15 protein-coding genes are annotated in these 9,462 nt (G+C 64.6%); 4 read left to right on the top strand and 11 right to left on the bottom strand.

The genetic code is table 11. The features are described from left to right. Positions 1-96 precede the first annotated feature (96 nt). The gene (locus GEU01_RS26450; protein ID WP_019087094.1) at positions 97-258 is read left to right on the top strand and encodes a hypothetical protein; all 162 of its coding nucleotides are present in this window, start codon (positions 97-99) and stop codon (positions 256-258) included. Between the two features lie 121 nt (positions 259-379). On the opposite strand, the gene GEU01_RS17340 is transcribed toward GEU01_RS26450, so the two are convergent. Together GEU01_RS17340 and GEU01_RS17335 are read right to left on the bottom strand one after the other, a co-directional pair. Further along, on the bottom strand, positions 380-649 hold the full coding sequence (locus tag GEU01_RS17340; protein WP_232272602.1) for a hypothetical protein: 270 nt from the start codon (positions 647-649) through the stop codon (positions 380-382). A gap of 129 nt (positions 650-778) precedes the next feature. Beyond that, positions 779-1,210, bottom strand: a complete 432-nt coding sequence (locus GEU01_RS17335) for a hypothetical protein (protein ID WP_019087092.1) — start codon at positions 1,208-1,210, stop codon at positions 779-781. A 232-nt stretch (positions 1,211-1,442) separates the two neighbouring features. Here GEU01_RS17335 and GEU01_RS17330 point away from each other — a divergent pair, with 232 nt between their 5' ends. Both GEU01_RS17330 and GEU01_RS17325 read left to right on the top strand, forming a co-directional pair. Then, entirely contained in the window at positions 1,443-2,579 is a 1,137-nt protein-coding gene (locus GEU01_RS17330; RefSeq protein ID WP_232272601.1) for an MFS transporter, read from the top strand. Positions 2,580-2,639: 60 nt separating this feature from the next. Continuing rightward, complete coding sequence (locus GEU01_RS17325; RefSeq protein WP_019087090.1) at positions 2,640-2,984, top strand: DUF952 domain-containing protein; 345 nt, start codon at positions 2,640-2,642, stop codon at positions 2,982-2,984. Positions 2,985-3,006: 22 nt separating this feature from the next. Here the strand turns inward: GEU01_RS17325 and GEU01_RS17320 are convergent, their stop codons facing one another. After that, positions 3,007-3,975, bottom strand: coding sequence for an MgtC/SapB family protein (locus GEU01_RS17320; protein ID WP_019087089.1), 969 nt, complete (start codon positions 3,973-3,975; stop codon positions 3,007-3,009). Between the two features lie 60 nt (positions 3,976-4,035). Here GEU01_RS17320 and GEU01_RS17315 point away from each other — a divergent pair, with 60 nt between their 5' ends. Beyond that, complete coding sequence (locus GEU01_RS17315; RefSeq protein WP_019087088.1) at positions 4,036-4,926, top strand: DMT family transporter; 891 nt, start codon at positions 4,036-4,038, stop codon at positions 4,924-4,926. Positions 4,927-5,034: 108 nt separating this feature from the next. Here GEU01_RS17315 and GEU01_RS26445 read toward each other — a convergent pair whose 3' ends face one another. The 8 genes from GEU01_RS26445 to GEU01_RS17280 all read right to left on the bottom strand — a co-directional run bounded on the left by GEU01_RS26445 (position 5,035) and on the right by GEU01_RS17280 (position 9,403). Continuing rightward, on the bottom strand, positions 5,035-5,211 hold the full coding sequence (locus GEU01_RS26445; protein WP_019087087.1) for a hypothetical protein: 177 nt from the start codon (positions 5,209-5,211) through the stop codon (positions 5,035-5,037). Then, positions 5,208-5,786 carry a hypothetical protein gene (locus GEU01_RS17305; RefSeq protein WP_019087086.1) on the bottom strand — a complete coding sequence of 193 codons (579 nt, stop codon included), beginning with the start codon at positions 5,784-5,786 and terminating at the stop codon, positions 5,208-5,210. Before GEU01_RS17305 ends, GEU01_RS26445 begins: the two co-directional genes overlap by 4 nt. 155 nt (positions 5,787-5,941) lie before the next feature. Next, a complete protein-coding gene (locus GEU01_RS17300; protein WP_019087085.1) occupies positions 5,942-6,340 on the bottom strand; it encodes a hypothetical protein in 399 nt (132 codons plus the stop codon). A gap of 1 nt (position 6,341) precedes the next feature. Beyond that, positions 6,342-6,479, bottom strand: a complete 138-nt coding sequence (locus tag GEU01_RS25900) for a hypothetical protein (protein ID WP_157212882.1) — start codon at positions 6,477-6,479, stop codon at positions 6,342-6,344. After that, positions 6,476-6,913: a hypothetical protein gene (locus GEU01_RS17295; RefSeq protein ID WP_019087084.1), complete on the bottom strand. Its 438-nt coding sequence runs from the start codon at positions 6,911-6,913 to the stop codon at positions 6,476-6,478. The genes GEU01_RS25900 and GEU01_RS17295 overlap by 4 nt, the downstream gene beginning before the upstream one ends. Next, positions 6,910-7,338, bottom strand: coding sequence for a hypothetical protein (locus tag GEU01_RS17290; RefSeq protein WP_010510043.1), 429 nt, complete (start codon positions 7,336-7,338; stop codon positions 6,910-6,912). The genes GEU01_RS17295 and GEU01_RS17290 overlap by 4 nt, the downstream gene beginning before the upstream one ends. Before the next feature lie 61 nt (positions 7,339-7,399). After that, the gene (locus GEU01_RS17285) at positions 7,400-7,654 is read right to left on the bottom strand and encodes a hypothetical protein (protein WP_019087083.1); all 255 of its coding nucleotides are present in this window, start codon (positions 7,652-7,654) and stop codon (positions 7,400-7,402) included. Positions 7,655-7,666: 12 nt separating this feature from the next. Then, positions 7,667-9,403, bottom strand: coding sequence for a hypothetical protein (locus GEU01_RS17280; protein WP_019087082.1), 1,737 nt, complete (start codon positions 9,401-9,403; stop codon positions 7,667-7,669). Between the last annotated feature and the right edge of the window lie 59 nt (positions 9,404-9,462).

Raw genomic sequence — 9,462 nt, 5'->3', positions numbered from 1 at the left:
TTCTGCGAAAAATCAATCAAACCGCTTTCTGATTCAGGCTCTTAGGCTGTCCCTGCCCGCGCCTGTGCTGGCGCCTTGTCAGGAGGTTTCCGGATCATGAATACGCAAGCCGTCTCCACCCCCAGCCCCCGCAAAGAGCCGCATGAAGAATGGCGCGAAGCCCTGATCCATGCATGGAAGAACCGTCGCGGCCATGCCCGTGCGCATGACGCATCCCATGTCCGGCCTGATGACGGTTTCGTGCATGAGGAAGCATGACATATCGTATCCGCAACAATGTTCCGTAATAACCGCTGGTATGATGCACTCTGTTACAAATAATTTACTGGTACAGGCTTCCTTGCCGCTGGTTGTTATTTTATAAGGCGACGGCAGGTTTCTAAAACCCGATTGGTAAAATAGGAAATTGAATATAATGAAAAAGTCCCTTCTCCTGGCTGCTGTCCTTGGTCTTTCCCTGCCGGTTGTCGCCCACGCTGAAGACACCAACGAACAGGGTCGCCATGGTGAGCATCACGGCGAACACCACGGCAAGCATCATGACAAGCACCATGAAGAAAACGGCCAGAACGGTGAAAACGGCGACCGTGAGCACGGCGAACATGGTGATCGCGAACATGGCGAGCACGGTGGTGAGCACGGCGAACACGACCACGAAGGCCCGCAGCAGTAATCTGCAGCCATCGTAGCGCGAAAAAGGGGGCGTCCCATGCCGGGACGCCCCTTTTTTTTATGTCCTGTCCCCTGCCCTTCGCGCCGCGCCCTGCGACCGGGCGGCTCAGAACAGGATCAGGTCAATGCCAATGCCCAGCAGCAGCATGCCCCACAGGGAAACCCCCAGGGCCCGGCGCCGGATCAGGTTGGCTGACAGCAGCACCAGCAGCGGGTCGGTCGCGGGTGCCTCCCCTTCCGCGCTGTCCGTCCCGGCCGTTTGTGCCGGGGGGTGGCCATGTATTTCGCGGTAGGGACCGCCCTGTTCCGCCACCCCCACGGCATGGAGCAGCCCAAGGCGGAAATCGCGCAGTTCCGCTTCGGTATACAGCGTCTGGCGGTTGATGGAGATGGGTTTCGGCCCGCAGCGCAGCCACTTCATGGCGCGCAGGTGCGACGGGCGGATACCAAGGTAGTGCGAGGCCTCACGCGGGGAAAGAATGTTGCGGCGCGGGAAATGCAGCACGGCCGGACTGGAATTGTCATTCTGGGGGCGCATCACGACGCTTGACCTCTGTTCTGGATACCCGCGCATGGCACGGCTTGCTGTGCTGGCGTGGTGACAGGGTGCCGCGTCGTGACGCCAAAAGCCAGCCCCTTTCGTCCGTTTCCGGTACGATTTCATGATCATCCCCTTTTCGTAACGCTTCGATGGGGCTAAAGCGGCCGGGCGCGCCGTTGCCTGCGCGCGGTGTCGCGCCTGTTGTCAATCCACTATGGTGTCCGTGCTCATGATGCGTATCGGCATGCTCTCGATCGGGGCATTCATCTGGCTGGTGACCGAAGTCCTGCCCATTGGCCTGCTGACGGATATCGCCCACGGGCTGAATGTGTCCGATGGCGCGGTCGGCATGCTGGTCACGGGTTATGCGTGGCTGGTGGCGCTGACCGCCATTCCGCTCACGCTCCTGACATCGGGCATGGACCGGCGCGTGCTGGTGGCGGGGCTGCTGGCGCTGGCTGGCGTGGTGGACATTGCCTGCGCGTTCGTCACCAATTACGCGATCATGGCGGTGCTGCGCGTGGTGCTGGCGCTGGGGCATGGCATTTTCTGGTCGATCATATCGGGGGTCGCGGTCAGGCTGGCGCCGGACCTGCCGGTCACCCGCGCCACGGCGCTGGCGTTTACCGGGGTGGCGATGGGGTTTGCCTGCGGCATTCCCATGGCGTCGGCCATCGGGCAATGGCTGGGCTGGCGGGCGGCGTTCATCATATGCGGGGTGGCGGCGCTGGTGGTCACGGGGGGGCTGCTGGCGCTGCTGCCACCGCTGCCGTCCCGACGCAGGCACCTCAACATCATGGTGCTGCTACGCCAGCCATTGCTGCGCTATATCGCGGTGCTGACCATGCTGGTCATCATGGCGCATTTCACGGCCTATACCTATATCATCCCGCTGCTGCACGACATTCCGCGCAGCCCGGAAAAACTGGTTCCGGTGCTGCTGCTGGTCTATGGCGTGGCGGGCATTGGCGGCAACTGGACCGGCGGGCGGCTGCCGTGGTCGGCCGGCACGACAATGGGGCTGTCCATCATCGCCATGGTGTTCTGCCATGGGCTGCTGGTGGCGTCGGGGTGGCTGCCGGGGCTGGTCTGGGTGGACATGGTGATCTGGGGCGTGGTCGCGGCCCTGCTGAACCTGACACCGCAGAGCTACGCCATCGAACTGGCCCCGGCGGAGCGTGAGGCCGCGTGCTCCTTCTGCGTGACCGGCTTCAACACCGGCATTGGCGCGGGCGCGCTGTGCGGTGGCGTGGTACTGTCCACCGCCGGGTCATACGCCATACTGGGGTGGAGCGTGGGCATCGCGCTGGTGGCGCTGTGGGTGCTGCACGCGGGGCGGCATTACGCACGGCAGGCCGCGCGCTGACCCGGTTGGCGGGGCCACGCCCATGGCCTATGGTCGCGCCGTGCAGACAGGAAAGACCCCATGACCGATCGTATCGTATACAAGATCCTGACACCTGATGAACATGATGCCCTGACCCGCGCTGGCAGCCTTGCCGGATCCCCCGCCGACCTGGCCGACGGGTTCATCCACCTGTCTGCGGCAGACCAGGTGGCGGGCACGCTGGACAAGCATTTCAGCGGGCAGTCCGGGCTTGTGCTGGTGGCGGTGGACCTGTCCCTGCTGGACCCGGCGGTGGTGCGGTGGGAACCCTCACGCGGGGGGCAGTTGTTTCCCCATCTGTACGCCCCCCTGCCCGTTGGCGCGGTGGTGGCCACCGCCCCGGTGGCACGCACGGCTGATGGCGGCGTGGACCTGCCGGTCTGACAATTCCCGCCCCGTGGCGCGGTCAGTCGGGGTCGTTGTCGGCTTCCTCGGTGTCCACGCCAATCACGCCGTCAATGTCCGACAGTGCCGCCACCAGGTGCGACAGCGGCCGCCTGCCCCGCACCTTTATGAACAGCGTGACCGTGGCGGGTGCCGCCGCGTCCCCGGCGGGGGACGCCGTCGTGTCATGCTGGCGGTCGCGCAGGTCCTGCAATGCATCGGTATCCGCCACCGTGCCGGCCGGTGGTTCGATGCGCACGCGGTGAATGGTGAAGCGCAGTTGCGAACAGCGGATCAGGATGGCGCGCAGCAGTCCCCGCCCGTCGGGATAGGATATGAACAGCCCCGCCGACCGCGCCGCATGGTCACGCGGGACAAGGTGCGCAAGCCGCGGAAACCCCAGCATGATGATGAAATGGCCCACGACCGTCGCCACCGCCAGCGCGATCAGCCCCGCCCCGCACGCCATGCCCAGCGCCGCCGTCAGCCACACGGACGCCGCCGTGGTCAGCCCGCGCACCACGTCGCGGCGCATGAAGATCACACCGCCGCCGATGAATCCGATGCCCGACACCACCTGCGCCGCGATACGCGACGGGTCCAGCACCACCCGCCCGCTGTCAAGAATGTTATTGAACCCGTATTTCGACACCAGCATGAACAGCGCCGACGCCACCCCCACCAGCGTATAGGTGCGCAGCCCGGCACTTTTCTGCCGGAACTCCCGCTCCAGCCCCACCAGCGCCGACAGCACGAACGCCAGCGCCAGTTCCCCCAGCTGCAGCCATCCCTCCCCCACGGTCGCCGGTGTGAATGATGGCTGTATGGTCATGCGTGTCCATGGTCCCTGTCCGTGGTGCTGATGGGTCATGCCATCAACACGACAGGCGTGGGCGGGGTTGCCTGCACGCGCCGCACGGGTCACAACGGCATGGAAACAAAAGGAAGGCATTGCCGGGCAGCCCCCTGCCCGGCGCGGGAAAAACCCCATGGAGATGTTCATGACGCATCGGGCGCACGACCCGGCCACCAGCAGGAAGGGAAACGGGTCATGGCATCGCTGATCCGCGTATCCCGGCAGGAGGTGGCGCTCATGGCCGTGACCTTCTTCTGGGGGGGCACGTTCCTGGCGGTGCATCTGGTGCAGCAGTATTGCGGGCCGCTGTTTTTCGTGGGCGTGCGCTTTGGCACCGCGTCGCTTATGGGCATTGCCGTGTTCCACCGCATGCTGCTGGGGGTGACGGCGGCGGAAATCCGCGCGGGCACAGCCATCGGGCTGTGCATGTGCGTGGCCTATGTCAGCCAGACCTATGGGCTGCGGACCATCAGCAGCAGCCGCTCCGCCTTCCTGACCGCGTTGTACGTGCCCATGGTGCCGCTGCTGCAATGGGTCGTGCTGCGCCGTCCCCCCCATGTGATGAGCTGGGTGGGCATCGGCCTGGCCTTCTGTGGCCTCATGCTGCTGTCGGGCACGGGGGCGGTGTCGGGCGCCTTTGGCCCCGGTGAGGCCACCACCCTGCTGGGGGCGCTGGCCACGACGGGGGAAATCATCCTGATCGGGCGGTTTGCCGGTCGTGGCGACAGCCGGCGCATCACGGTGGTGCAGCTGGTGGTGACGGGCGTGCTGGCGCTGGCGGCCATGCCGGTCATGGGTGAAAGCCTGCCCGCCTTTTCCTGGGCATGGGTCGCGGGCGGCGTGGGGCTGGGTACGGCCAGCGTGCTGATCCAGCTGACCATGAACTGGGCGCAGAAAGCGGTTTCCCCCACCCGCGCCACCATCATTTACGCGGGCGAGCCGGTATGGGGCGGCCTTGTCGGCTGGATCGCGGGCGACGTGCTGCCCGCGACATCCGTGGCGGGGGCCGCGTGCATCGTGGCGGGCGTGCTGGCCAGCGAATTGCGGCTGCCCGCGCGCAAACGCGGGCCTGACGCCACATCCTGACGCGGTTGAAGATAACTTCTTGATAAATAAATATTTCCTGGCGTCGCATTTTTCAAAAAGACAGCGTTCTTTCGAAGCTTTCTGAAAAAAGCCGTGCCAGAAACTTTGCTATGACCCGCATGATGGCCCGGTGCCGGACGGGTCCGGCGCGGGCGGGCCGAGTGCCCGGACAACCTGCCGCCTGCGCCGCACCACCCGCCATGCCGCGATTCCCAACGCCAGCACCTGCGAAAACGCGGCCCCGCTGACAAACAGCCCCACGCCCGCCAGCGCATGGGTGGTCATGGTCGTGCCGCCACGAAAATGGCGATCCGCCCGATCGCGGCCTGCCCGGCCTGTGGTGATGCGCCCCGCAGGCGCGGGCCGGACAGGTCGACCATGGCTTTCAGCAGGGAAATCAGCGTTTCCGCCGCCCCGGCCGCCGTCCTGGCCTCCGACACCACATTGCTGGACAGGTTGGCCGCCGTGCCGGTGATGACCGCGATGATCAGGGTATCCACCTTCTCCACGTCGGCAAGGATGCTGTCGAACGCCGCCCTGACGCTGGCGCTGTCATAGCTGACGGATGTGCTGGATCCGGCGGCGGACTGGAACGCGGCCAGCGCGGATTTCAGCGATGCAATGACCGTGCTGGCCAGCGCCAGGTTCGCCGTGCCCATGGCGCTTGCGATGAACGACACATTGATGGCTGTGCTGGCGAAGGACAGGATGGCATTGCCGTAATCCACGACCTCGGCCACGTTCAGGGTGATGGTCGTGACCGTGCCGGACTTCGTGGCCGTGCAGGCGGACAGAAAGCCGGCCGCCAGCGTTCCGGCCCCGGCGCGCAGCAGGGACCGGCGGGAAAGACTGATATGCATGAATAACCTCCATTCGGGCGGTTGCGTGGCGCCGGTTACGCACGCGGCGAGCATTGTTTGCACTTCGCGACATATTTCTGCCTTGAAGTTGCATATGATCGTGAAAGCAGCCCCGGATTGCATCGGCCATCCACCTAGCGCCGGGGCTGTCTTCCCTATTTCGCTGGCGTTTTTTCGGGCTGGCCCCTGCGGTCCAGGACCGGAATACCGGCCGAGGCCACGGCCTGTTTCGCGGCGGGCTTGTCCACCAGCGGCACCCGCACGCCCGACTGTCCCGGCTTGAAGTGGTTTTCCGCCCAGCCGATGTTCAGGCCGATCGTCGTGATGACCTGATACGCCACGGCCCACCGGCTGCCGGCATGCGGTGGCGGAACCAGCGCGGACACGGCCGAACAGGCCAGCACGAAAACCGCGGCGTACAGCGTGTATTGCGCCGGCACCGCGTCCAGCACGAACACGACGAAGGCCCCAAGCCCGCCCAGCCTGGCCGTATTGCCCGACAGGACCTGATTGAATGCCACCAGCGCGGCGCGTGGTTTCTGGTTGTTGGTCATGTCATGCCCCACTGGCCTTGCCGGAACCCGGCGACGGGCCACCGGCCCGTGTCGCCTGTCCCGGGATTGAAAAAAACCGGCCCCCGCGCCGTGTCATGACGCGGGGGGCGAAAACCCGGCTGCTCGTCGTGCCGGTCATGTGGGCGGGGCATCCAGCGCGCGGTCGATCTGCGCCATGTCGACATGGCCCGGCCCGTTCTCCATCCGCGTAATGCCGCAGATCATCTGCCGCATGGTGGCCGGGTCATTCAGGTCCAAAGCCGTATCGGCGGTCACGTGAAGCTGCGCGCACAGGGCCGCGACGTACGTGGCCGTGGCGTTTTCACGGGCCGGGGCATAGACACCAATGATCGCGGCGACCGTGTCCAGCCCGCGCGCGCCGTAGCGCGCAAGCTGGTCGCGCAACGCCCGGATGCCGTCACCCATGGTCGGGAACGCGGCAAAGCGCGGGTCGGGCACGCCGGTTTCCAGATGCGCCCCGGCCTGCCCCACGAAATCAAGGTTGCCAGGATTGTTGTTGCGGATGCCACGCGGGGTTCCTGCATTCATGCTGTCATGTCCTGTGTCCGTCATGGTCCGTAACCGAAGGCGCGTCTGCACAGCGACCACGCGGCATCGCCAATCTGCCCCCAGCCCAGCAGGCCGGTGGCCAGCACGATGAAGGTCATGGTCATCCATGATGTCAGCTTCAGCCCGCCCTCGATCCGGGCCAGCCTGCCGGATATTTCGCTGTCGCGGGCGGTGGCGGTGTCGGTCATGTCGTCCACGCGTCCCATGATTTCCCGCCGCGTCCGGGCTGCGTTGTCGGCTACGGTGCGGGTCAGGTCGCGCCTGAGGTCGGAAAACTGCACGGACAGGGTATTCAGCCCTTCGCGCAGGTTGTCGTGCCCGCCCTCGACCTTCGCCAGCCGTTCACGCACCCGCGCCAGATCCTCGACCGTGGCGCAGCGCGCGGATGGCTGCGGCGCGGGTGGTGGCATTGTGGTGGTTTCGCTCATTCATCTTCTCATAAAAAAACCGCCTCAACGGCGGTCGGGCAGGCGTGGGTTGCGGGTCCGGTCAGGACGCGGCAGGCAGCGTATAGATGCTGCCCACCGGGTATTTCCCGTCGGCATCCAGCGCGTAGGCAAAACCCGCCGGAACGGTAATGCCTGTCAGGGAAAACAGCATCTGCGTGCCCACTACGTAACCGACGGCCTGCGTTGTCACGGCGGCTGGCGTGACGGTTTTCCCATCAATCCCGGTATAGGATGCAGGCTGGTATATGAGGGCGGTCGTGCGGTACAGGATGTAGTTCTGTGCTGTGACGGTCATGCGTCAGTATCCTTATGCTGCACCCATAGCCATAACGGTCACTTCGACCGGGGCTGTAGAGGGGATGGCCGCGCCATACTGTGCCAGATGGACGCTGAACTGAGATTGTGTGGTTGTGCCGTAATAAACGTTGGCGGTCACCGAGTTACCCTTGCCGTCCCGGGTTTCACTTGACGATACGGCAACATCAGGTGCTTCGCTGAACGCGACTGGGAATGCAATCTGCTGCCCATCGGAAGCCATGATCTTGAATGACAGAAAGCGCATGCCATCAACGACATACGTTTTATAAGACCCGCTTACGTTCTGGGATGATGCTGGGTAATATACGTTCTGGGTGCCCGTGCTGTCGGTGACATACAGACCCCCATTATTCCCGGACGTTATATTTACCGAATAATTCCATCCGGACGCGGGACTGGATTTTACCAGATTGAAGGATACTCCACCTGCTGAAGCCCACGGCGTGCCGTTGCCCAGGTAGTAGTTGAACAGCGTGATAGGGGCATTTACCCCGTCATTCACAGCGTTCGTTGGAACGCGCGCAGCGATTTCGCTGGTGAACGTCCCGTTGGTGTTTGCCTGCGAAGTTTGGAATGCAGTCAGGTTGGATTGGACCGTTGTGATGTCCGCTGTAATCGCGATCCCTTCGAAAACGTATGCGGTTCCGTTGTTGTAGACCGCAATGGGGCGGCCTGTGGACTCCTGCTGGTACAGACCCTGTATCTGGTAATCACCCGCCCCCTTACCGTAAACGCCGGATACACAGTCGCTGATATCAGCGGACAGGGTGGCATTTACATTGGCCTGATTGGCGGTCGCAGCCGTCAGGTTGGTCTGGACCTGCTGCACGTCCGCCTGGTTGGGCAGGTCGATAATTTTGGGCGCGCCCGTGGCGTCCTGGTAGGTGAACGCCGGGCGCTGCGTCGCATTCTGGAACCACAGCCCCATGCCCGGCAGGTCGCCGGTCGTACCCGTGATGGTGGCCAGATACGTGCCGGACAGCAGGGTGCCCTTGTCCACGCCATCAATCGCTATGCGCAGCAGGCCGGAATAGGTTGCGTCCTGACCCAGGTTGATCTTGTCGGTGGTCTGGCTGGGGCCGCCGCCCTGCTGCACGGGGGTGAAGCCCAGTGCATCCTGCTTGGCCGCCTGCAGCTGCGGGATGGTGTCGTAAAACGGCGCGCCACCCGCCTGTGCGATCATGTCCGCCGTGATGGACGTGGCCCCGGCGGGAACGGTTATGGTCCACAGCGGATATGCGCCATCCGGCACGGACGCGCCAATGCCGATCTGCGCCATGTCCTGCCGCACGGTGGGCGCGGTCTTTCCGCTGTTATCGGCACCGGCATAGGTCACGGACGGGTCGGCGGCGTTGTAGAACGGCAGTACGGTATCATCCGTATCGACCGTGGCGGGCGTGACATAAACGGTATAGGTCGCCCCTGCCCCCGGCACCGCCAGCGTGACGGGATCGCGGCTGGCGTACTGGCGCACCAGCGCGCTGGAAACGGCGGCAAGCGTGCCATAGGCGGATGCATCCACCACGCCGGGGGCCAGAAGGGATCCGGGCGCGACGGTCACGGCCAGCCCGGTTCCGGGCGCGCAGGCAAAGCCGCTGGCGGCCACGGTGGACCAGCCGTAAGCCATGGCCGCAAGCTGGCCCAGACCCACATACGCATTGCGCTGGGCGTTCAGCTGGTCGCTGTCCAGCGGGATCTGCGCGGGGTAGACGATCTGTCTGTCCATTATTCAGGGTTCTCCACGTCCTGAACCCACGCGATGGTGCCTGCGGGCATCACATCGGC

It is taken from the genome of Komagataeibacter europaeus LMG 18890 (genome assembly GCF_000285295.1).
Taxonomy (GTDB): domain Bacteria; phylum Pseudomonadota; class Alphaproteobacteria; order Acetobacterales; family Acetobacteraceae; genus Komagataeibacter; species Komagataeibacter europaeus.
This window is presented reverse-complemented; position numbering and strand designations above follow the sequence as displayed.

Bases quoted from the DNA above. Each gene is read 5' to 3' on its own strand.
- GEU01_RS17325 (WP_019087090.1), top strand. From the start codon at position 2,640: ATGACCGATCGTATCGTATACAAGATCCTGACACCTGATGAACATGAT.
- GEU01_RS17290 (WP_010510043.1), bottom strand. From the start codon at position 7,338: ATGAGCGAAACCACCACAATGCCACCACCCGCGCCGCAGCCATCCGCG.
- GEU01_RS26445 (WP_019087087.1), bottom strand. From the start codon at position 5,211: ATGACCACCCATGCGCTGGCGGGCGTGGGGCTGTTTGTCAGCGGGGCC.
- GEU01_RS17300 (WP_019087085.1), bottom strand. From the start codon at position 6,340: ATGACCAACAACCAGAAACCACGCGCCGCGCTGGTGGCATTCAATCAG.
- GEU01_RS25900 (WP_157212882.1), bottom strand. From the start codon at position 6,479: ATGACCGGCACGACGAGCAGCCGGGTTTTCGCCCCCCGCGTCATGACA.
- GEU01_RS17315 (WP_019087088.1), top strand. From the start codon at position 4,036: ATGGCATCGCTGATCCGCGTATCCCGGCAGGAGGTGGCGCTCATGGCC.
- GEU01_RS17305 (WP_019087086.1), bottom strand. From the start codon at position 5,786: ATGCATATCAGTCTTTCCCGCCGGTCCCTGCTGCGCGCCGGGGCCGGA.
- GEU01_RS17330 (WP_232272601.1), top strand. From the start codon at position 1,443: ATGATGCGTATCGGCATGCTCTCGATCGGGGCATTCATCTGGCTGGTG.
- GEU01_RS17295 (WP_019087084.1), bottom strand. From the start codon at position 6,913: ATGACGGACACAGGACATGACAGCATGAATGCAGGAACCCCGCGTGGC.
- GEU01_RS17320 (WP_019087089.1), bottom strand. From the start codon at position 3,975: ATGGGGTTTTTCCCGCGCCGGGCAGGGGGCTGCCCGGCAATGCCTTCC.
- GEU01_RS17285 (WP_019087083.1), bottom strand. From the start codon at position 7,654: ATGACCGTCACAGCACAGAACTACATCCTGTACCGCACGACCGCCCTC.
- GEU01_RS17335 (WP_019087092.1), bottom strand. From the start codon at position 1,210: ATGCGCCCCCAGAATGACAATTCCAGTCCGGCCGTGCTGCATTTCCCG.
- GEU01_RS17280 (WP_019087082.1), bottom strand. From the start codon at position 9,403: ATGGACAGACAGATCGTCTACCCCGCGCAGATCCCGCTGGACAGCGAC.
- GEU01_RS26450 (WP_019087094.1), top strand. From the start codon at position 97: ATGAATACGCAAGCCGTCTCCACCCCCAGCCCCCGCAAAGAGCCGCAT.